Consider the following 24,608-nt stretch of genomic DNA (forward strand, 5'->3'; position numbering starts at 1 on the left):
GACAATCTTTCTGCAAGAAAGATACTTCGGGAGCATAAACACTTTAAGGCCACAATTTCATCCTTTCAGCACATGTTATAAAGAAAATGGGGCCTTAACAGCGGTTGAAGCTACTCCCTGCTACGTAGCCTCTTACTTCATTGATTGTCAAGCACTGATTATTGTATTAAGTCTAACTAAGCAATCATTTCCCCACGCTGATCATCTTGATTTCGAGGAATCAAATATAATGCACATGGAATAAACAGGAGCATTAAAACAGCAAACGCAATATATGGCACATTAAATCCATAGGCATCAAATAAATATCCTCCTAATGCAGAACCAGCCATCGATCCCAAGTTATTGCTAATCGAAAATTTCCCATAGGCATCCCCAATTTGCGCCTGTGGTGTACCTTGAATAAATAACGCATCTATCGCATAACCCTTAATCGAGGCAAATATATCAAATATCGTACAAACAATTGCAAAAATAAGTAAGGTTGGCGAAAAGGCAAGTCCTAAGGCGCCTATACTACAGGCTACGGTAGTTACAATGATCGTTTTGCGATACCCTTTGCGATCCCCCACCCTTCCTAGCCTTGCACTGATAAATGGGAATAGGATCATCGGAACAAGGAACACAATCGTCATTAGCTCCATGCTTGCATCGTATACCTTTTGCATATATGGAATAAAAATAACCCCCGACATACTAGCTACGACACAAATATATAAGTTTAGTATCCAGATTTTACGTTGCTTCACTGACAATTTTGTTTTCTGCTTACTTTTAGTAGCGAGTCTCTTAGTTTCCTTAGGCAATTTAAAGGCATATAGCGCCGCTACTGCTGCTGCACCACCACAAATCATAAACAACACATTCCAACCTTTAATGAAGTCATAGTTGGTCAATACCAAATAACATACACCTACGCCGATCAAGCCGCCAATTTGCCCTTTACTATCGAAGAATCCCCTCTGCTGTCCAAAGCTATTATTACTATCGGAAATGAGACCTACGGTCGCCATAGTAAGCAAAATGCCTGAAATCCCATTAATTACTCTCGCCGCAATGATAATCGATAATTGCGTAGCCACTGAAAACATAAAATAGGTGACAGAAAAGCACAAAAAAGAACTTATAAAAATAAAACGCCGACTATAACGATCTGATACTTTACCTAATATAAGCTTCATGATGATTTGTGAGCAGGCAAGCGCAGAAACGGTCATCGAATATTGAAATGTCGTGTAACCAAGTTCGTTGGTGTACATCGGAAGTAATACCCCTAAAAAAATGTTAGGTAAAGCGATTAGCATTAGGGGAAGGGATAGCTTTTGGGGATTCAATAGAGCACCTTCTTCGGATTATTTTCCCTAAAAAATCTTTAATCTATTAAATTACCATAATATTCATTATATAATAGAATTATTAATAGTTCATTGTACTAGTATGTCAATTTTAAGAAGGAAAAACTGGAGGATTAATTTTGAAAATCAATGCTATGAATTCAGAATTACGAACTAGGAAAATAGTAATATGCCTTCTTCTAAGCCTTTTGTTAATCCCCATAACGGGTTGTAGTCCCAATATTTTAAATAAAACCGATGAGCAAATTGCTGCTAATTTTATTAAATTACTTGGCTACACCATTGTTAGCTATGACGGGGAATACCCAAAATATACATTAGATCGAGAATTGCTGAAAAATCTAGGTGAACAAAAGCTCTGGGCGGTTCAAAAGGCTGAACCAGAGCAGTATATCGGAAAAGATATTCACTCTTTTAATTTTACGGTTACCAATCATCCACTTCAGAAAATATTTTCTCATGATTTATACGATATTTTAGTTACAGTTATGATTGTTGACCATAATGTTATAGGTGGAACATCCTTACCAAATTATAAAGTGATAGAAACTTTGATGGTAGGAGGCCCGTCATCAATACAAGGAAAAGGCATGAGTGAAATAAAGGGAATGAGTTATGATCAGTGGTTGGACTACTGGAAGGAAAAGTATGGTAGAAAATAATGGATTTATTAAGATGTTATATCCTTCTTTAACCCTGTTTCCCTCCTAATTAGTTTCAGTGCTTAGATATGCACTTCTTTAGCAGTATCCTTTTTAGTTGTTATATAGGATATAAGGTCAGAAACCTGCTGGAACTGCGCATACGAGATCATTTCTTCATCAAACATAATATTAAATAGATCCTCACAGGCTACAACAATTTGAATAAAAAGCATGGAAGTTATGCTTAGTTCTTCAAAAGTAGTATGCTTTGTTAGATTTCCTACACTATCAGCAGACACAACGGCTTTAATAATCTTTAATACTTTATCTTCTAACTCAAGCTCTGTTGCATCCATTTTTGTTGTATCAGTAGATGAACCTGCATACTCCACTAACATTTTTTTTCGATCACATTTTCCTGATGCGGTATAAATAAACTGATCCAATTTAATAAAGCGTGAAGGAACAGCGTATGGCGCTAATATCTGTTGTAAAAATTGTTTTAAGGAAGGATGATCCACCTCATCTGAACTGAGATAAAATCCAATAATTTCTTTGTTGCCTGCTCCATCTTCACGGGCTGCGACTGCCGCCTTTTCTACGCCAGAAAATTGCTGCATATAATATTCTATTTCTTCTAAAGAAATTCGATACCCTCGTACCTTGATTTGATTATCTAACCTTCCTAAATATATATATACGCCTTCTTCTGTTCTTTCCACGTAATCCCCAGTACGAAACACCTTTGTGGTATGGGAATCAGGATAGATGAACTTCACATTCGTTAGTGTAGTGTCGTTCAAATATCCACTGGAAAGGCAAGGCCCACCTATACTTAGTTCCCCCTTGCATGCCCCTTCAAGAATATGGAGCTGTTCATCTAAAATGAACGGAGAAACGCCAATGGTTGGATATCCAATAGGGACATGTACATCAGCAAAATCAAATGGAACCTCATAATAAAACGTATCGTCAGAACATTCACTTTGACCATAAGCATTAATAATAGGAATATGATGATGTTGATAAAAGCTCCGCACAATATCTCCACTGAGCTTTTCCCCAGTTAAAATGACATATTTTAAATGCTCAAAGCTAGCTTTATTATGCTTTCCTTGAATTAACAAGCAATAGGATCTTAACAATTGAGGAACGATGGAGATGACATCAACGCGATCCTGATTTACTTTATCGAACAGAACTAATGGATTCTTGATGATATCGTCGGGATAGATAACAAGATGTGCCCCAAGGGTTAAAGAACCATATATTTGCCAGATGGAAGCAACAAATCCGATACTCAGACTTTGACACAATATACTATTCGCTGAAAGTCCAAGTAATTGTTTTTTCCCTTCAATCTGGTTGCAGATTGTATGATGAGGTAGTAGTACTCCCTTGGGTTTTCCCTCAGAGCCAGAAGTATAAATACAAAAGGCAATGTCTGTCTCGGAACGTCTGTAAAGGGAGGGCATGACATTTTCAGATGCTTGGTATTCAGATAAGCACAATTCAGTGTCACCATCTTTATTTACATTAAGAGATGGAATAACTATAGTGTTCACATCCATCAAGGTGCTCAATTTGTCATGGTTACTCAAAACTACAGCCGCATGAGTGTCCTCATAAGTCCGCTTAATTCTCTCTAGAGGTAGGCTTACATCCAACGGCAACACCACTGCTCCAATTTTATGAATAGCAAGCATGGATTGAATGGCTTCAATCGAGTTTGTCATATAAATGATGACATAGTCACCAGCTACAATATTGTGCTGTTCAAGTAGGGTTGCGGTTTTCTCTACTTCACAAGCAAGCTGTAAATACGTCATTGACTGTTCACCACAGGTTAAAGCAATTTTATCCCGATGAAGCTCTACCTGTTCATAAAAAAGCGTATATAAGTGTGACATGAGACTCACCTCCATTAAGCTTTAATATTTTCAACTCGATAATGAATGGTAACATATTCAGGAAGCTGGATTTTCCCATCCCCTTCATATTTCAAGAGCTGTGTACCCTCGTTATCCTCTACCACATTAAACCCCATCATGGAGTAAGTAATTTCCATAATTCGATTGCGATCTGTTTTAATAAATTCAGCAAACACACCCTTGCCTTGCTCTAATCCTTGATTAATAATGCAGCCTAATAACGTTGTACCTATTCCTCGGCTAATGACTCTACAGGAGGTGATTAATAATTTAATGACACATCTGTCTTCATCTGACTCTAATAGTGCGAGCCCAATTTTCCCATAAGTGCCATAAATATCAGTTAAATCAACCACCAGTACCTGATAACGATCATCATCTAACAAGGCTTTTAATTCATCATGTGAATAAGTGTAGCCTGTAGAATTTAACTGGTGTGTTCTAACTGTCAGTTCCTGCGCTCTAAGTAAATCACTTTCCTCAGCTCTAGCAATCGTTACCACCATATTTAGTGTTTTTAGAAAATCTGTAGAGTCTCCTTTAAATTCCTGTTCAGCATTTTTTCTTAAAATATCATCTTGGTACATCTTTCTACGAAGCCCAGAATCCTCAGTAATAAAGGCAGGCGTCATATCCTCCCGATCTAACAAAGATGAGATTTCATTGGCATCAATACAGGTGACTTGCGGCAAATAATAGCCCACCTCACCACGTTCAAATTCCTGATCATCTATAAAGGCAACGGTATCCTCTCCGATGTTAATTTGTTCAATAATCGTTTTGATGTTGGCATGCTTAGGATCCCAATTGATTTGTGGATAAATAAAATATTCATCAAGTCCAAAATGCTTTAGCTTACTCATCGCAATTTCAAAATCATTTTTGCTACTGACAGACTGTAAAATCCCTCTAGCATCAAGACTTCGTATAATATCACTAATATTTTCTCTTAGAACGACATTGCTGTCCTGCCCTACAATCCCTTGCCAAAGGGTGTCATCTAAATCCCATATCAATAATTTAATACTTTTTGCTGACATCTCTATCACCTCTACATGGATTTATAATTCTACTTCTTTATGCAGGCTGTAGCTCGTTATAAAACTTCGCTTGAATTTGAAACATGTCGCAATAAATCCCCTGTAGCTCCATCAGCTCATGATGAGTTCCTTGTTCAGCAACTTGTCCCTGATCTAGCACGATAATACTGTCACAAAATTTACAACTCGACATTCGGTGGGAAATATATATCGCGGTCTTTCCTTCTGTTAGTGAGCGTAAATGAGTATAGATCTCATATTCTGCTATAGGAGAGAGCATCGCTGTTGGCTCATCCATAATCAGCATTTTAGATTCCTTAATTAGCGCTCTAGCAATCGCAATCTTCTGTCCTTGACCCGCAGATAGCTCAATGCCAGACTCATCAAACATTTTTCCGAGTACGGTATCATAGGAATCTGGTAATTGCTCTACCATTTTATTCATACCTAAATCTGAAATCACTTTATCCATAGCTTCTTGAGAATAATGACGATCGAAAGTAATATTTTCTATTAATGAGTAATTCAAAATATTAAAGTCCTGAAATACCGCAGTGACTAGCTTATAATATTCCTCTTTAGCGTAGAGGTTGATATCCTTGCCGTTTAAAAGAATTTTGCCTTTACTCGGCGTGTATAAACGTAAGATGAGCTTCACTAGTGTTGTTTTCCCTGCTCCATTATCACCAACGATTGCGGTCGTTTGATTACTATTTATTGTGATATTGATATCTTTGAGCGTATATTGGGATTGATCTGGATACTTAAACCATACATTTTCAAACACAATAAAGCTCTCTTCTGGAACATTCGGATCAAGCCCAATATCAGCCTCAATAGGAGTAATGTATTCCTCTTTCATTCTAGCTTCTGATAAATTCTCTCCATGGTCTTCCAAAAACCGAAAATATACACTGGTATAAAGCCCTGATTTATAAATAAGTAATAAGCAATAGGAGATGCTGATCAATACGGTAATGACGATAGAAATTGAATTAAAGTAAACAACAATGTCCGCCAAGGTTATAACACCCTGCATAGCAAGGTATAGAATGTAGATATATAATGCAGACTTCACGATCAGCATTAACGAGTTAGAAATCATAGAGGTAATAGAAAAGGTTTTCACCGTCCCTCTAACTTCCTTCATCGTCAAATCCGTAATACTTTTCATTTTGCGTGTGACCCAATTGGACAAGCTGTAGTTACGAAGTTCCTTCGCATGTTCTTTATCCATACTTATATTTTGCAAGTACCCTACCTTCCGCCCAAAATGGACAAGGCTAATATCCCACACCTTAAATTCCTTCTCTGCTGCGATGGCATCGATAGCAATGCTAATTACACATGCAACAATTAAGCCTACTGCTACAAGCCAATTTAGACTAATTAAAATCATTGTGAGTCCAATCATTTGTAATACAAATGATATTAATGATTTGAAGACAAGAATCGAATTACGCATATCCATATAGGCTGCCTGTGTTGGGTTAAATATTTCAAGCACTTTAGCATGGTTATCCAGCGTCTTAGTATTTTGAAACTTTTCATAGGGGATATTCATCGTTAAATTTTCAACTTCACTTAATAGCCTCGTCTTAATAAGTTCAATTTGCTGCTCATCATATTTCCGGTAAGCATCATCTAATAAACTTAATAAGCCATTAGTGACTGCCATCATCAGTACAAATACAATCGCAACTTTGATGTCTTTCCCCTGACTAAGCTCTTCGAGAATAAGCTTGATAAACAATAATCCGCTGAAAGGTTTGAGGGCAAGTAACAAGGTAACAAACATCCCTATACATACGTACCTTTTGTTAAAACTCCAAATTTTCTGATACAGTCGAAAGACATTGTAGATAGAGTCTCCAAGATTTACATTTATGGATTTCGTATTATTTCCCATCAGCTAGTTACCTCACACGGTTCATAATACTTGGACTGCAACACGAACATGTTGGCATAAATCCCTTTTAAATTCATTAGTTCCTCATGTGACCCATACTCCGCTAACGTTCCTTCCTGAATGACGCAGATTTTATCACTAATCTGGGCACTACTTAGTCGATGCGAAATATAAATCGCCATCTTACCTTCAATTAAACTATCAAAAGAAGTGTATAAGTCACGTTCTGCCATTGGAGAAAGACTCGCCGTAGGCTCATCAAGAATAACAATGGGTGAATCCTTATATATTGCTCTGCCTAAAGCTACACTTTGCTTTTGTCCTTCGGATAGCTCAATCCCCTCATGGTCATACACATAAGAAAGTATTGTTTGGCCCCCACCTGGCAAGCTCTGAACCTTATCTGCTAAGCCGCAGCTCTCTAGAATCTGATCAAGCTTGTGGATTTCACTTTCCTCATAGCGATCAAGTGCAATGTTCTCATAGATACTCGTCGCAAATATTTTAAAGTCCTGAAATACCGTGGAAATCATAGCTAGATAGTCATCATAATCATATTGTTTAATATTGACGCCATTGTAAGTAATCTCACCTTCGGTTACATCGTACAGCCGCATAATCAGCTTCACTATGGTCGTTTTCCCTGCACCATTATCACCAACAATGCTTATTCGTTCTCCATGCTTAATAGTTAAATTTAAGTTCTGAATAGTATAACGCTCAGATCCCGGATATTTGAAGGACACATGATGGAATTGTAAGTCTCCTACTCCACTGTTTTGGTTGATATGCACGCCGTTAGTGTTTCTAATATGATCTTCCCTTTGTAAAAAGGAGAAATAATCATTAATGTAATTATCATTTTCATACAGTTTAACAAAAGCGTTAGAAAGTCCAGAGAAGCTTTCAGTGAGCTGTTGCGAAGCATTAAACATAATCGAAAAGTTACCTAGTGACAGTTGATTATAAATAACAGAAAATACAAGCCAGACAAAGATAATGATTTCTTGTACAAAGTTGAGTATATCTACAAATAAACTGCGACTAAAATCGCGATTCAGCATACGTTTCTTAATGGACATAAATCTGTTGCGGTTATGATCAATCTTCTGTAAAAGGAAATAATTAAGATTATAAATTCGGATTGCTTGACCAAAAGATACATCATGGGTTAATGACCTTAAATACTTCCACTCCCTATCAATGGGTGCAATCTCCCTTTGAATCTTATATTTTTGCCTTTCAGATGTAAGGTTTATAAAGTAATTGCCAACAGTAATCGCTAAAATTGTAATCAGAATAAAATAATTTAATTGACTCATAATCATCATCGTAATGATGAGTTGTCCGAGTGCAATACAGATTGAATTAACAGAGCCAAGATAGCGCTCTAAGCTATCCTTATTCAGCAATACATTAATTGCCCGATTCATTTCATTTGAAATCACTGGATTCTCAATATTCTGGTAATCCATCTCAATCGATTTTTTACAAAACAGCATGGACATTGGTATCATTTGATTTTTGGCATATAGCTTGGTGAAGTTATCCGCAACAATTTTAAGATTACCGACGATCAAGCCAATCGCTAAAAATAGCAATATTTTTCCAACACTAGTTTCAAATGATACCTCTTGATCCAATGCGTCCAACATGTATTTAATGAGAAAAATACTAATAAACGGTTCAATGATAGAGGTAACTATCTGCAGCATGGAGTAAAGCAGATACCTTGGATTTTGTGTAACTATAATGGAGAAAATCTTCCTCAGATTGTGTATGACCTGCTTTACCTTCATGCTTTCTTCAGCTCCTCATCTAACTCTCTATTTCTCTATTAACGTTTTGCCACTTGGTATGTCTTTCGTAACAAGCTGTAATACCTTTACATAGTTACTCAGTAAGCTCTCGATATCATCTTGTTGATATTTATCTGCCCTGTAAGTGGCGATGAGTTCATATTGCTCATTCCGCTTCTTAATATTGATATCAAGATCAAATAACGATGTAGGTGAATTATATGGAATATCTTCTCCATACACTTTCTTCATAGAAGTATCTTCAAAGTTGAAATACAGATAAAACTCTGTTTTCTGTCCACTGAAATCATTTCTTAAATGATGATACTGATAATATTGATTTTTAATATCGTTAAATTGATTTTTCATGAGCTGTGATAAACCTATCTCTAGCGCCTCGTCAGGATCCACTTGAAACCGCATCGGAATCAAATTCGTAAACACACCTACGATACTGTTAAACTGGGATTCATAACGATTTAGAACCGTTGTCAAAATAGCTAGATCTGACACTGCATAACATTGTGCTACACTGAGTGCCAAGCTTGAAATTAAGACATTAAACATCGTCGTATGCTGCCCTCTAGCTACCATTCCAATATCAGATATTATGGATGCTGGTAGCTGCTTGATGAGAGTTGTAGAGCCAGTCAGCTCCGTCGGATTAACAATAGGCTCTAACGGATTAGAGAAATCAAATCCAGAAAGTCTGTCCTGCCAATACTCCTTCATCGCGCTGTATTCATCGGAAACAAAAAACTTCTTTTCAAAATCAACATATCTTCTATAAGAGTGTGGATGCTCTATGAGCTTCTTACCTGCAACGAGATCATCAAAATCCTTTTGAAGCAAGCTCGAAGAAAATCCATCTAGCAACATATGATGAACATCAAAAAATAAAATCTTTTGGTCAGGATATTTAAATACCGTTAAATGATATAAAAGGCTATCGTTCAATTTAAATTCTGTTAAATAATCATGATAATTAATAACCGTATCCCCTAATACATCGATGTAATCCACTTTGACTTGCGTGTCCTGATTAATATATTGAACAAGCTTACTATCCACAATCTTAAATGACATCCGAAGCATTTCATGATGTGTAATGAGTGCTTGTAGTAGCTGCTCTAGTTCCTGATCTGGAATGTCAGTTACGTTAATAAAAAACGGATTGTTGTAGGCAAATTCGCCTTTTCTTAATCGACTCTCATAGTAAATTCGCACCTGAGGTGAGCTTAATTCGAAATATGGATGGAACTCTTCCTCTGCCTTAGGAGTAGGTTGAATAGCCTTGTCATCCAAAGGCTCAGCCTGCTTGTCTGCCTTGTTGATCCTAGAATCTACGAATCCTGCCAAGCTACGAATAGAACAATATTCAAATAGGAAGGCTACCCTAATAATATTGGGATACATATCATCCAGCATGTCATGCATCGCCGCTAGCATGACCGAATCTCCACCCATTTCAAAGAAGTTATCATACACATTGAGCGTTTCATATCCAAGTATGCCACTGTATACTTTGGCAACCTGATGTTCTGTTGCCGAATATTGATTGGCAGGGTCGCCCTCCAGTTTAAAATCCTTTACATGATCTAACCGACTTTTTGCTTTCTCTGACTTCGGAATAAACACAATTCTTCCCTTACGAATCTGAGCAAAATCACGTTGTCCGTTGCTAAGATTCATATGATCCTTATCTAAGCTTCCGTTCGCAGGATGTAATTGAATCTTTTCCTTAAATGTTGGTGCCAAGTAATTTCGTATATGCTGCATCAGAGTAAAGAAGTTGTCATTAATGTTGTATTGTCCAATCATGACACGATGTTCCTTACCCCCACGAATGAAGACATCTAATGCCCCAATCGCTTCCTTGGTACTCATCGCTTTGGTAATCGAGTCCACATTTACCCCATAGCGATAAGACATTCCTGTCTCTCTCCAAGAGCACCAGTTAATCGTGTAAGTGAGTCTATTATGTGAATTCCGATAATCTGTATAGGCATCCAAGAAGGCATTTGCACCTAGATAATCACTTTGGCCTGCCTCTCCACCATCTGTTACCCCTGAGGAGTACAGCACCATAAAATCAAGCTGATCTTGGATAGTTAACTGATCCAGGTTCCAAGTTCCAGTAATCTTTGGCTCCATAACCTGAGTATAGGATTCTCTGTCTTTACGAAGAATGTATCCTGCCCCACTGATCCCTGCCGAGTGGATGATTCCGTTGATTCTTCCATATTTGTTTCGAACTGTTTGTAAGATTTGATTAAGCTGATCATAATCACACACATCACAGCTAAAAATATCTAACTCACAGCCATTGCCTTTGATCTCCTTCATGACAGAAATCCTAGAGCGATATGCTTCATCATGACCATATTCCTGCCATAATGCCTCATCTACAAATCCGCTACGACTTAGCAAAATAACATTACATTTCTCATTTTCACTAATATATTTAGCTGTTTCTAAACCAAGTCCATCTGTACCACCTGTAACAATGTACACGCCACCTGGTTTAAAACGATTGAGGAGGACAGGCTCAATCTGCACATCGCTAAACTGCTCTACATAACGTTCATTATCTCTAAAGCCAACCAAATAGATGTTGTGATCCGCAAAAATCTCTTCTGCAACAATGGCATGACTTGTGTTTAAATCAATATCGATTGCACGACAAGAAATCGTAGGGTTTTCTTGCTCAATCACCTTTCCAAGCCCTAAGGTCACTGCCTGATGAGGTAAAGTAAACTCTTCATGTTGTGAGATTCCATAAGCTGAGTTAGCAATCGTACAGATTGTTATGTCCTGCTCCACATGTGCTTTGGCAAGACCTTTAAACACAGCAATCAGATCAAAAAAGCCTTTCTCCAAGCTATCATGCATTGTATCTAAATCTTGAACATTTTCACCAATAATCGAACGTCTATGAATAATATGTTCAATTCGTTTATCAGCAAATTCCTCAAACAATCGTTGATAGCTACTTTCATTCGCAGGCATCGTTACTGTAAATTCATTTACGCTATATTCGCTATCATCGTCCGCAATTACATTAATGATATTGCTGCATTTTGCCTTTACCGCCTCTGTAAATAGGCTGTCGTAATTGGTCTGGTCATATATAATAAGTGTATAAGCATCCTCTTTTAGCTCTAACTGTTTATCCTGATCTAGCTTCACCCATGTTTTTCCATGGTGATAACTATCCAGTTCTTCGAACTCAGGACTGCTATCAGGGATTGGATACCAACAGTTATGACTTTCAAATACGTAGGTTGGCAAATGCATTTTGTTGTAGGCATCAGTGTAAATACTAGACCAGTTCACCTCAGCACCTTTAACATACAGCGCTAGAAGCTTACTCCAATCCTTAGTACCATGCTGACTTACTATATGATGGCATTCATTTGTCAGTTGTTGCTGTTCATTGATTGTAATCTCATGATCTAAGCGACTAGTTCTACTTTCCGAAACGATAGTATGTTGACCTAAATAAGTATGTTCGCTTCCATTTGATTCACTTGCGCTTAGTTTCCCTGTTCTCAATGCCTGCTCAAGTTTTGTGAGCATGTCATCCTGACTATGAGCGACAAAAGCAAACCGATGATTATAATGACTTCTTCCTAACGTCAAGTTATGGAAAAAATCCACCATTTGATCTGGCTTCAATGTTGCCACGTAATCTCGATAATCTAGGACAAGCTGTCGTAAGGATGTCTTCGATTTTGCTGAGGCTACGAAAATATATGGGAATTCCTTATCGTTATGTCTTATTTGCTTCTGATTAGGTGCATCCTCTAATACTACATGCGCATTCGTACCACTCATGCCAAAGCCACTAATCCCAACAAGATATCTTCCGTTGATCTCCTTTAAGTTCATTTTTTGATTCACGACATATAATGGAGAATTAACGAAATCAATATTACTGTTTGGTGATTTGAAGAACAGGCTTGGTGGAATTATTTTATGCTGTAAAATACCGATTAGCTTGAACACACCACACATTCCAGCGGCTTCATTAGCATGACCGAAATTGGTTTTAATAGAACCAATGCCACAAACCTGTTTCCGATCTGTGAAGGCTTCAAATGCATTTTTAATACCAGCGACTTCAATGGGATCACCTAATTGTGTTCCTGTACCATGTGCTTCAATATAGGTGATATCTTCAGCAGTAACCCCTGCTTGCTCCCACGCTTGTTGAATCGCCTCAGATTGCGCTTGGAAGTTAGGTGCAGCAATCCCAAATGAGCTTCCATCCTGATTAATGCCACTTCCTCTAATGACAGCATAGATATCATCATGATCTTGGATCGCTTGCTTCAAGGATTTCAGCAGGACGACGCCCACCCCTTCGGCAACAGCAGAACCAGTAGAATCCTGCGAGAAAGCTCTCGTAATACCTTCCTGTGATTCAAAACCGACATCACTGCCATTATCTAAAGGCATATGTGCAACAAATGCGCCTCCAGCAAGTGCCATCGTACTTCTTCCTTGTCTAATCTCGTCACAAGCCATATGCAACGTAACTAATGAAGAAGAACAAGCAGTATCAATGACCATACTTGGCCCTTTTAAGTCATATACATACGCCACTCTACTTGCTGCCATGCTGACTTGGTTAACGGGTAGGGAATCATTAAATAGTGTTTGATCCGTTTCATATAATAAACGACTATACGTATTGCAATTACTAGCAGAATATCCTAGGAAGATGGCAGTGCGAGTTCCCTTGACTCCAGTACGACCATATCCAGAATCATCAATGGCTTTGGCACTACATTGCATAAATAGACGATTTACAGGATCTATAATGGAAGCTTCTCTTGGCGAGATACCAAAAAATGAATAATCAAATTGATTAATGCGATCCAAATAGCCCATTTTTCTGAACATTAAATCTTCATCTAGTATCCCTTGATTTTTCAGATGTTTCGTAATATCAACAGCTCTGTCATCTGGAATATCTCTAACAACATTAATGCCGTTAAATAATATTTCCCAAAATGAATTCAAGTCGCTTGCATTGGGTAAGTCTAACCCCACACCGATAATGGCTATGCCATCCTCATCATATTTCTCATCTTCATTGGATAGCGTCATATCATTAGACAACTCAGCAGACAGCTTATTGTCCATATCCTCTATTGGAGTATGGTCCGTGGACTGGTCAGAATAATCCACTTTAGAAGCCACATACTGAGACAAGGCTTTAACAGTAGGATATGAGAACATGTCTGTTATATTAAGCAGACCTTGATAGACTTCATTTAACTCCCGAAGGATTAGTGTGAGCATAATGGAGTCTGCTCCCAGCTCGAAGAAGTTTTTAACGATATCGATATCCTCATAGCCTAAAACATTACAACAAATACCTCCGATAATTTTCTCCGTCTCAGAATACCCCGCATTAGAGGTAACAGTGTTACCTTGAGGAGTTGTATTGGATGGACTGGAGGTATCACTAGATGAAGCCAGTTTATCTAATGAAGCAGAAATATTTGGAGATAGCACCACAGGATATTTGCGAATCAACAAAGCAATTTTGTTTTTTAAATTTAGCTGAGCAATCATCATGCTGGCACTGTTTCCCTTCATTGCAGTGAATAGCATGTTCATGGCATCCGAAGTTGTGATCGATCTAGTCAACGTGTCTACGGTAAAGTTATGCTTTACAGACATTCCTGTCTCAAGCCAAGTCGCCCAATTTATAGTTAAGCTTAACCCCCCGACAATTTGCTTTCTGTAACTGCTATATGCATCCAAATACATATTACCAGCAATATAATCAGGAAGGTCTGAGCTACTAAAAACTGTAGAATTACTAGAGTACATGACAAAAAAGTCAGGATTGAAGCCTCGTGTTAATGTGTCCAATAGGAACGTTCCTATAATTTTAGGTTTAACAATGCTCATGACTCTGTCTTCACTTAACTGGTCTAGTGTAACGCCACCACCTACGCCTGCTGCATGAATAACCCCATTTAGCTTCCCATATTTATGGCGTATTTCCTCCACTAATGAAGTTACAGCTGCTTCGTTCGCTACATCACACTGTACATACTGTACAGCTTTTGCATATTTGCGTAGGGTAAGCAATCGTTTGATGTGTAAAGCACGTTCGCCTTCCGACTCGGCTTGAAGAATTACATCCCATTCAGCCTCATACGGGAGTTGTGATCTTCCGATTAGAACTAGTGAAATATCCCTTGCTTTCCTAGAAAGCTCTAAGGCTGTTTCAAAACCGATCCCACCTAGACCACCCGTGACAAGATATACACCTTCATTTCGCAAAATATTATGGTTATTTTCAGAAATTCTTTTTTCTCTAATGCCTTCAATAAATCTTTTATTTTCTCTGTACAGTACAATATCATGATTAGTTTGGTTATCATCATTACAAAATTCGTTCACGATAGACAGCACATCTGTCCCTGCATCCACATCCAACGTATACATGTGCAAATGACGATATTCTCGGTTAAATGCTTTTCCTAGGCCAAATAAGGTTGTACTTTCAGGACGAAGGTAGCTTTCAGTTCCCGTCACTGAAAAAGCATGATCTGTGACATGGGCAATGGAAATGCTATGCTGAACATGAATAAGCTGATTGTACAATTCAATGATGCTAAACATTTGGAAATTAACGTAGTCTGTAAGCTCATTCCCATGAGCTGGTGATTGTGCAAAAAGATCTGATGCCAGTAATATATGTGTAATCTGAGAGAAATCTATATTTTTATAGCAATTTGAGAAATAGGAAGACACGCCATGTTTGCTGGCATCTGCGATATTAATAGGTAAACTATTCACATTTAGAAAATGGGCTTTAAGGTGTCTAAGCAAATCTTTGTTGATATGATCCTCACGGTAAATGAACAGACAATTAGACATGTAGTGTCTAGATGAAGGTGTCTGTGACTCAACAAAGCATCTTTCATAGAAGTAATGATCAACATCAAATGGCTTCGATTCTATTGAAGCAGTGGAATCCACCACGAATTGTGCATCCTCTTTCTTGTGTGGCTTTTCTTTGATGGGAACCCAGGCTGGGATTTTTTGAAAAGGATACAGAGGTAATGACATTCTAGGAAGATGTATTCCCTTATATAGCTTAGTCCAGTTCACAACAGAACGGTTGCAATACTCCTGAGCCACATATTGGAGCATCGTTAAAAGCTCATCCTCGGTGTGATCCTGTTGATTTAATGGATTGAGTTGATTGATATTCAGAAGCAGTTCATTACATTTTTCTAACGTAGCGTTAATTTTTGAGCTGTCACCAAAGCCTACCTCCGCATTGGGATTGTAATTCACTCCGCTCAATTTCATCCATAAATCTGGAGTTGTTTTAGTTAACTCATATAATTTACTTTGTAAATCGGCTTTATCCTTAAAGGAAATGGCAAGGCGTTTGGGTAAATGCTCACGATACAAATTTGCACATGCAGCAATTTTACTGACTTCCTCATCTTGATTTGTAAGATAGGTCTCATATTCATGGATGAGTGCTTGTAGACTATAATCAGATTTTGCTGATAGACACAAAACATTGTAGGGCGCAGTAAACGTCTCGCTCTTACTTTCAGTATTAATATACTCCTGAATTACAACATGACAGTTGGTTCCACTAAGCCCAAAGGCGCTAATTCCGCATGTTCTCAGGCTACCATTTATCGGATCATCCCATTTTTTTACATTTGTATTGATATAAAATGGGGAATCACAAAAATCGATGTTTTTATTCGGGGTTTTAAAGTTCCGCATTCCCGGAATTCGTTTGTATTTCAGAGCGGCAACAGCTTTAATAAAGGAAGCAATTCCAGCACACTCAAATAAATGCCCAATATTACTTTTTGCAGAGCTTAACGCACAAAACTGCTTTTTGTCTGTATATGTCTCAAAGGCATTGGTTAAACCATGAAATTCAACCGGATCTCCTAATAACGTCCCTGTACCATGCGTTTCAATATAATCAATTTGCTCAGGATGTATCCCTGCTTTGTCCCATGCACTTAAGATTACCCGAGCTTGTGAAGCAGGATTAGGTGCGGTAAGACTGCTTGATTTCCCATCATTATTTATTGCAGTGCTTTTAATAACTGCATAAATGTGGTCTCCGTCTGCCTCTGCTTGCGCCAAAGGCTTTAGCAAAACACATGCCACACCCTCGCCAACTCCAGCACCATCCGCATAATCATCAAATGCACGTGTTCTTCCATCGGTAGATTCAATTCCGATCATCATACTTTCAAGAATAAGCGGTAGAAGGTTGATCTTAATTCCTCCCGCAATCGCCATAGAACAAGTACCATTTAAAATCGCTTGAGATGCTTCATGTATCGATACCAAAGAAGAGGAGCATGCTGTGTCAATTAACATCGTTGGACCACGTAGGTCTAACAGATGTGAAGCTCTAGACGGGAGAATCGGCGACATATTTCCAACTATAGAATATCTCAACAGTTCAGGGTGTGAAAACATAATATTAGTAAAATAATTATCCTTAATTGCCCCTGCGGTATAACCAATGTATATCCCAGTTTGGCTGCCAGCTAGGTGCTCTGGTGTATATCCAGCATCATCAAAGGTATGAAAAATATTTTGAAGTAAAAGTCGCTGCACAGGGTCCATCGTTTGTGCTTCACGTGGAGAAATCCGAAAATATTCATGATCAAATTGATCAATATGCTCTAAAAAACTACCTTGAAAATAACTAGCAGGTTCGTCCTCATCTAGATACAATCTGGCATAGCTAGCAACCTGCTTTTTCCGATGTTCTGGTATTTCACGTATACAATCTATATTGTCATCAAATAGTTGCCAGTAATCCTTGAGACTTGTCACATTTGCAATATCTAACCCGATTCCGATTACTGCAATGTCCTCCATGCTTCGATTCATATATTTAGCTCACCCACCACTTCTTGTTCAGTTATGAGATTCATAAAATTAAATCGCTTCGGCAATGTCCTTAAACGTATAGAACAAATTTGTTTCATCCAAAAGCATGTTTACACGGTTTCTAATTTCTGCTTTTGGAAGCTGCTTAATGTCCAAACATTGTATTAGCTTGTGTAGTATTTCTTGGTATTGCTCATTCATAGAGCCAAATTGATAATTAGCCAATGCCTCATGCTGCTTCTTAATATAGTTATAATTTTTGATTACATCTTGAAATGCTCTAGAATCAGAATTGTAATTTGGTGTAGATGCAAGTATAGCTAGACATCTGCCAACAAAATCAGGTTTATCCTTAGCAAAATTCATATCATTGTTAAATAACTCTGCGAGTTCCTTACGATCATTGCCAAGCCCATAACAATACGTTTGGATACTTGGCTGCTCTTCACTAATAAATTTAGTCAAAAGTAATTTAGGTCCCATCTCAATTACTGCAGTAATTCCATATTCATAAAGTAGGTTTGTAGATTTCCTCCAAAGGACAGGAGAAATTAGTTGTGTAGCTAGTAAATCAAATAAACTTGTGTCATCCGAAAAAGCACGGCCAGTAACATTGGATATAATTGGAAATCTAAATGGATAGGCTGTAAATCTACTTAAAAACTCTCTATACTCCTCCACACATTCATTCATAATTGGGGAATGCATCGGCGGACTAAAAAACATAGGCGTAACAATTCCATTGATCGATTCTAATTTTTGTTCTAATACATCCATATCCTCATTCAATCCACTGATAGCCACTTGTTTACTGGAATTATCGCAAGAAACGTATACTGTTTTTTCAATCCCAAGCTTCTCTATTTCTTGCTGAATACTATCTATATCCAGATTTTCAATCACTGTCATTCTCGAGTTGTCCTTTTTTCCAATTCGCTCAACGAGTTCTCCTCTTTTTTGCAAAATTTTAAGTGTATCTCCGAACTTGAGCGCACCTGCACTCACTAATGCTGCATACTCACCAATGCTATGCCCTAATGAAAATTGAGGGCTAATGCCATATTCGTGCATATATGCCCGGAAAATAGCAACTTCAGTTGTCACAATAGCAATCTGCATATTGGTAAACTGACTCAATTCACTAATGCTACCCTCGAAGCAAAGCTTAGCTATATCCTTCCCTACAACTTCAGTAGCTTCTTCATAGGTTTGTCTTGAAATCGTATAGTTATCGTAAAAGGTTTTCCCCATCTGCGTGAACTGGGTTCCCTGCCCTGAAAATAAAAAAGCGAATTTTTCCATATCACGTTATCCTTTCTTTCGCTTGCGACTATGCTTGCAGCTATAGTAATGATTAACTAAGCCTAATTGGTAACAGAACTGGTTCTATGCTCAATGTATTCAACGATATTATTGATTGAGCTAAGTGTATTATTACGCAAGTCTTCATTTCCCACGGTTAGTTCAAATTCTTTCTCAATAAACAAAATTAATTGCATCATAAGTAGTGAGTTCACAATGCCCATTTCCTGAAAACTTTGCCCGTGATCAAATTGCTCACGTTTCGTACATCTTTTTAAAAAGTTAGCTACCTTCAATTCAATTTCTGTATGACTCATCTCATACGCCTCCAATTAATTATATTTGTAAAAGCCTTCGCCTGATTTAACGCCTAGTTTTCTAGCATCTACCATTTTTCTAAGCAATGGACTGCAGCGAAATTTAGAGTCTTGCAGACTCTCATATAACACATGTAGTGAATCCATAACTGTATCTAGCCCTATTAAATCTGCCGTTGCAAGAGGCCCCATTTTATGCCCATAGCATTTTACGAATATGTCATCAATATCCTTAGGCTCCGCACACTGTTCTTGAACGAGAAATATAGCTTCATTCATCATTAAGTGGGAAATACGATTAGAAACAAAACCAGGTGAATCATTGATAACGATGCTTTCTTTATCAATTTTGCTCAGCAAGTCCACGACCCGCGATATTGTATCTTCAGAGGTTAGGAATCCTTTAATGACCTCTGCTGCTTTAATCTGAGGGACAGGATTCATAAAATGTATTCCAATCACTTGCTGGGGTCTTGTTGTATAGGAACCCAAGCTCGTAATAGATATACAGGACGTATTTGCAGCAAAGATAACGTCTTTTTTGCAAATTTCATCTAGTTGCTCATAGATTTCCTTTTTTATAGAAGGATTTTCTACAGCATTTTCTACAACAAAATCCGCATCCTTCATGATGCTAATATCTGTGCTAAACTGGATTCTTTCAATAATTCCTTGTGGATCGATATTTTGATTCTCTGTTTGCTGCATCACACGAAACCTAGAAATGTTATAAATATTGATTTTTGCTTTTTCTAAAGCTTCCTCTGAAACATCCAATAGCAAAACAGAATAACCATATTCGGCAAAGGTCTGTGCAACACCGCATCCCATTGTACCTGCTCCAATTACTCCAATTTTCATATTGCCTCCTATATGACTTGGTTTATACCTTTTGCTCTACTGCCGATAAAAGGCTCGTAATCACATTGTGTGCATCATCTACAATTCCATAGTCTGCATAACGAAAAATTGGGGCTTCCTTATCATGATTAATCGCGATAATCGTCTTAGAGGATTTCATCCCTACGATATGCTGGCTTGCACCTGAGATCCCAAAGGCGACGTATAAATCAGGAACAACATGTATGCCAGATTGACCAATTTGTCTTGATTTTGGAATCAGTCCATTTTCAACCATAATCCGAGTCCCACCTACCTCTGCGCCTACAAGCCCAGCAAGCTGTCGAACCGAATAAAAATCCTCTTTGTTAATCCCCCTACCTACTGCAAAAATGATTTTTGTACTTGCTATGTTAACAACATCTTTTTGAAACCTTTCTATTCCAATTCGCTTTAATGATCTATATATAGAAGCTGTGGGAAACACTTCTTTAAACTCGATCGTGCCGGTAGTATTTCCAACCATTTCAATCATTTCAATCTCATGAATACAATCGTGGAATACTCTATTTTTGACTGTACAACATTGATATTTTGTATTAATACATTGAATATCTGCGATAACTGATGAGTTTAGCGCTGTCCGTGAAAATATAAATTTACCGTCAACTAGATCTATATCTATACAATCCGCAGTCAAGCCAGCTCCTAATTGTGTTGATACCGTGGCGGCTATCGCTTTGCACAATGTAGTTTCAGGAAACATCACTAAATCTGCCCCATGTTCCTTAATGACCTCTCCAATCAAACTAGAAAAAGCAAGATAATCATCACTTTCAAACTCATTTTGAATACAAACAATATGATTAGCACCGTGTATAAATAACTTGTCATACATGAAGTTGTCATACATCCCTAGACAAACTGCACCTACAGTAGATTGAGATTGTTTAGCTAACAAACTCGCCTTACTAATCATTTCAAGACTAGAAGTAATATCTGGAGAACTAGGATCACAAATAACCATTATCATCATTGTTTTCTTCCTTTATCATTATTGATGAATTTTTATTTGATTAACTAAAAAATCAGTAATGCTAACTGTTGTATCATCTAGCAATTCAGTTTCCCGAGACAGTGTATTATATCGTCTTGATCTAAATACCTTCGTTTTAGAACCCTTCAAACCACATTCCTCTTGATTCAGAGATATATCTGAAGCGCTCCATATTGTAATTGGCTTTTTCCTTGCTTGTTGAAGTTTAAATAGGTTGATATTTGTATATTCACAGAGATTATTGAAAGATATCATCACAGGTGTCTGCGCTTCTACCAGATGAATATCTCTGTCGTTTACATATTTAAGGGATAAGGTGTTATCTACTGGAGCTTGGACATCCTGCACATTGGAGATGCAAGGGATCCCTAATCTTTGTGCCAAGCCATATTGAACTTGACCTGTTTCCCCATCCACAGCCATATGTCCACACACAATGACATCATATTGTAGCTTTTCAACTGCTCTGGATAAAATATATGAAGTAGCAAAGGTATCGGAGCCTGCAAATTTGGGATCAGAAACTAAAACTGCCTCATCCACACCCATCGCAAGGCACCGAACCAACACCTCTTTTGCCCCTTCTGGACCCATACACACACAAGTGATCGTACTTGGTACTTCTTTACGGAGTTCCAACATCTGCCCGATAGAATAAGCATCATATGGGTTAATACTGTAGGCTGATTGGCCTGCATAATTATTCCCCATCAATTTTGAAGGTACAGCCTTCACACATATTAAAATATTCATTTTAGCCCTTTCATTTTGCTTATTTTAAAAGCATCTCACTTTGAGATAATGTAAAAATGATATTTTTCTGTACCTCTGAAGTACCTGAATATATGCTACAAGCGATAGCATCTCTAAGCTCCTGCTCCAAACCATATTCTTTTGTATATCCATAAGCACCAAAAATTTGTATGGCATCCTGACATGTTTTAATATAGGCTTCGCTGACAAATAGTTTAAATATGGAAGTCTCCATATATGTATTTTTCCCATCGTCCCGTAAACCCGCAATTTTATAGAGCATCAATCTGGACATCTCAATTTTTACTTTCATCTCTGCAATTTTATGCGTGACTGCTTGAAAGGAAGAAAGCTTACGCCCAAATTGCTCACGTTCTTCTACATACTGTAGACATTTTTCCATCACTCGTTGCATTGCCCCAACATGAGGTGCAAATTCATAGCAACGTTCCAGCTCTAGTGCGTCTCGCAATATATGGTCGCCAAAGTTTACTTCATCAAGAACATTTTCCTTAGGTATGATGCAGCCATTGAAGCTAATCTCTGACATTGGACAGCCCTCTAGCCCCATTTTTTCAATATCTTGCCCTGAGCTTACCCCTGCAAAAGCTTTTTCAACTACAAAGGCAGTCAATCTGTTATCTGATATATTTTTAGAAAAAACGATAAAAATATCTGCCACAGTCCCGTTGGATATGAACATTTTACTTCCTGACAGCTCATAGCCACCCTCTACCTCTTTGGCAATCGTTCGCATCGAATAGGCGTCTGAACCCGCATCAGGTTCAGTAATTGCTATCGCACCTATCATTTCTCCACAAGCCATTCTGGGAAGATATTTATTCTTTAATTGCTGTGATCCATATAAATAAATTAATTGCTGACACACCCATACGTGATTATTGATTGCAAATACAAGCCCATTATTTTCACAGGTATAACCTAATGCTTCATAGACCATTGCCGCTGTTGTATAATTTTGATTCATTCCGTTATATTCTTCTGGCAAGTTCAAGCCCAGCAAACCAAATTCAGATACTTTGTTCCATAACTTAGTTGAGAAGCAATCTTTTTCATTCGGATCATTTAAATTGGCAAGGGTAAAGTTTATGATCTCATCTCTAATTTCTTTTTGATCCTTGGTAGGTGTAAAAATCATAGCCGTGACTCCTCTCATTTTTGAGATCAACAATGCTAACTAAGTACTTCGTTATTAAATGTAGTGAATACAATACAATCTACTTTCTTATTGTTTACGCGGTAATGCTCCCGAAAAACAACCTCTTGTGTAAACCCCGCTACCTTAGCTAAATAACAGCCATACCAGTCATTTCGCAATAAATAAAGCACAATTTTATGGCTCGCTGGCCATTGCTCAAAAATATATTTACATATGAATTTAATTAAATTTCCGTTAAACAAAATTTGATTAATTATAAGTGACACATTAATATAGCTTTCAATTTCACTTACCGAAAAATAACAACATATTTTCTTGTTTTTTATGACAGCAAAGTTTTGTGAGAGAACCAAATCGTTACAAATGCTATTTTTCCATAGCATATTTGACTCTTCTACTTCATCAGCTTGCTTCTTTACAATTATCAGATTTTTGAATTTGCTCACGATCTTTTTTCTCCTGTAATTTCAATATAAAGCAATTTCTACCTATATGAAGACCAACATTCATATAAGGAATGTATATGGCAGTAACAGTTAAGCATAGCGTAAATAGATACATTTCTACATAATCTGCAGTACTCTTATATTTGTGAATGACAACGAAAACCAAAGAAGAGAATAGGACTACAAAAATTAGGTTTAATGAATGGTTGGAAAAATAGATAAAGCTTTTTGACATTAGAGTAAATACAACACTTCTCCAAAAGACTTCTTCCCAAATTCCAGTCACAATGTGTAGATTATTGAGGGGTATTTTGATGTCTGGCTTGATGAAGGAGCCTTTGACAATTAAATTAGTTATGGATGTTAAGAACGAAGAAAGGAAATATCCTACTGCAATGAAAACAAACTGCTTTAGCTCAAAATTTATTACCTTGTGATTGAAAAACATCAGCATAATTATGAATTCGAGAAAAATAACTAAAGAATGATTGACATATCTTTTTACGAAATAATACACAGCGAGCAACAGTAGTAAAACGATGAAATTAAATTCCATAAACTTCTCGATACGTGCTTTTCATATTTTCTAGTTCATCTGGCAAAATAGAATAATAATAAATATCAACAGGCTCATCATTAATGATTAATCCGCGAGAAAATATCCCTTCTAAAAACAAGTTATAATTTTTCATCCCATTCAAAACACTTTTATTATTGCTGTAAACTGGCGTTAACACTTTATCCACATGAAAGCTTGAAAATAATTCTGCTAACATTTTCCCGATACAAACAACAGTAAATCTACTTAAGCGCCTTGTCATATATATACTTGGCATTGCAATCCTTACTCCTGTTTTGTTAGAAATTTGGGGCCAAAAAGCACCTAAGATTTCTTCTCCATAATAGAAGAGGTACGCATCATACAGAATTGATTCTGAGATTGTACCAATAAACTTTTGAAAATCTTTTTTTTTCGTACACTCTGTTATAAATTCCTTTTCCCGAGGAAGTAATGCTTGTCTTATTTCAATTTCATATTCAGTTCTTTTCATACTCTCACTTCCTAAATAAAAAGCTCTCATAGAATATTCAACAATGCACATCGACATAATTTTTGCT

Annotated in this window: 16 protein-coding genes; 1 reads left to right on the forward strand and 15 read right to left on the reverse strand. The window is 37.4% G+C overall.

What is annotated here, in order from left to right:
- Window positions 1-176 precede the first annotated feature (176 nt).
- Complete coding sequence (locus tag J2Z32_RS13955) at window positions 177-1,304, reverse strand: MFS transporter (protein WP_210089791.1); 1,128 nt, start codon at window positions 1,302-1,304, stop codon at window positions 177-179.
- A 170-nt stretch (window positions 1,305-1,474) separates the two neighbouring features.
- Between J2Z32_RS13955 and J2Z32_RS13960 the strand changes: the two genes are divergently transcribed.
- Entirely contained in the window at window positions 1,475-2,017 is a 543-nt protein-coding gene (locus J2Z32_RS13960) for a hypothetical protein (RefSeq protein WP_210089792.1), read from the forward strand.
- Between the two features lie 62 nt (window positions 2,018-2,079).
- Here J2Z32_RS13960 and J2Z32_RS13965 read toward each other — a convergent pair whose 3' ends face one another.
- From J2Z32_RS13965 to J2Z32_RS14025, 14 genes are all read right to left on the reverse strand, one after another.
- Window positions 2,080-3,909 carry a non-ribosomal peptide synthetase gene (locus J2Z32_RS13965; RefSeq protein WP_210089793.1) on the reverse strand — a complete coding sequence of 610 codons (1,830 nt, stop codon included), beginning with the start codon at window positions 3,907-3,909 and terminating at the stop codon, window positions 2,080-2,082.
- Between the two features lie 14 nt (window positions 3,910-3,923).
- Complete coding sequence (locus tag J2Z32_RS13970) at window positions 3,924-4,970, reverse strand: HAD-IIIC family phosphatase (RefSeq protein WP_210089794.1); 1,047 nt, start codon at window positions 4,968-4,970, stop codon at window positions 3,924-3,926.
- 37 nt (window positions 4,971-5,007) lie between these two features.
- Complete coding sequence (locus J2Z32_RS13975) at window positions 5,008-6,723, reverse strand: ABC transporter ATP-binding protein (RefSeq protein ID WP_210089795.1); 1,716 nt, start codon at window positions 6,721-6,723, stop codon at window positions 5,008-5,010.
- A 155-nt stretch (window positions 6,724-6,878) separates the two neighbouring features.
- Window positions 6,879-8,678, reverse strand: coding sequence for an ABC transporter ATP-binding protein (locus J2Z32_RS13980; RefSeq protein WP_210089796.1), 1,800 nt, complete (start codon window positions 8,676-8,678; stop codon window positions 6,879-6,881).
- A 27-nt stretch (window positions 8,679-8,705) separates the two neighbouring features.
- The gene (locus tag J2Z32_RS13985) at window positions 8,706-17,594 is read right to left on the reverse strand and encodes an SDR family NAD(P)-dependent oxidoreductase (RefSeq protein WP_210089797.1); all 8,889 of its coding nucleotides are present in this window, start codon (window positions 17,592-17,594) and stop codon (window positions 8,706-8,708) included.
- Between the two features lie 48 nt (window positions 17,595-17,642).
- A complete protein-coding gene (locus tag J2Z32_RS13990) occupies window positions 17,643-18,896 on the reverse strand; it encodes an ACP S-malonyltransferase (protein WP_210089798.1) in 1,254 nt (417 codons plus the stop codon).
- A gap of 62 nt (window positions 18,897-18,958) precedes the next feature.
- On the reverse strand, window positions 18,959-19,213 hold the full coding sequence (locus J2Z32_RS13995; RefSeq protein ID WP_210089799.1) for an acyl carrier protein: 255 nt from the start codon (window positions 19,211-19,213) through the stop codon (window positions 18,959-18,961).
- Between the two features lie 15 nt (window positions 19,214-19,228).
- Window positions 19,229-20,074 (reverse strand): 3-hydroxyacyl-CoA dehydrogenase family protein, encoded by an 846-nt coding sequence (locus J2Z32_RS14000; protein WP_210089800.1) that lies wholly within the window; start codon window positions 20,072-20,074, stop codon window positions 19,229-19,231.
- Window positions 20,075-20,096: 22 nt separating this feature from the next.
- Window positions 20,097-21,089 carry an electron transfer flavoprotein subunit alpha/FixB family protein gene (locus tag J2Z32_RS14005; RefSeq protein ID WP_210089801.1) on the reverse strand — a complete coding sequence of 331 codons (993 nt, stop codon included), beginning with the start codon at window positions 21,087-21,089 and terminating at the stop codon, window positions 20,097-20,099.
- Between the two features lie 18 nt (window positions 21,090-21,107).
- Complete coding sequence (locus J2Z32_RS14010) at window positions 21,108-21,863, reverse strand: electron transfer flavoprotein subunit beta/FixA family protein (protein WP_210089802.1); 756 nt, start codon at window positions 21,861-21,863, stop codon at window positions 21,108-21,110.
- 19 nt (window positions 21,864-21,882) lie between these two features.
- Window positions 21,883-23,022, reverse strand: a complete 1,140-nt coding sequence (locus J2Z32_RS14015) for an acyl-CoA dehydrogenase family protein (RefSeq protein ID WP_210089803.1) — start codon at window positions 23,020-23,022, stop codon at window positions 21,883-21,885.
- A gap of 35 nt (window positions 23,023-23,057) precedes the next feature.
- A complete protein-coding gene (locus J2Z32_RS14020; RefSeq protein ID WP_210089804.1) occupies window positions 23,058-23,489 on the reverse strand; it encodes a hypothetical protein in 432 nt (143 codons plus the stop codon).
- On the reverse strand, window positions 23,446-24,045 hold the full coding sequence (locus tag J2Z32_RS22725) for a CPBP family glutamic-type intramembrane protease (RefSeq protein ID WP_425343004.1): 600 nt from the start codon (window positions 24,043-24,045) through the stop codon (window positions 23,446-23,448). Before J2Z32_RS22725 ends, J2Z32_RS14020 begins: the two co-directional genes overlap by 44 nt.
- Window positions 24,035-24,541: a hypothetical protein gene (locus J2Z32_RS14025; RefSeq protein WP_210089805.1), complete on the reverse strand. Its 507-nt coding sequence runs from the start codon at window positions 24,539-24,541 to the stop codon at window positions 24,035-24,037. The genes J2Z32_RS22725 and J2Z32_RS14025 overlap by 11 nt, the downstream gene beginning before the upstream one ends.
- Between the last annotated feature and the right edge of the window lie 67 nt (window positions 24,542-24,608).

The sequence above is a fragment of the Paenibacillus turicensis genome (assembly GCF_017873435.1).
GTDB classification, from domain to species: domain Bacteria; phylum Bacillota; class Bacilli; order Paenibacillales; family Paenibacillaceae; genus Fontibacillus; species Fontibacillus turicensis.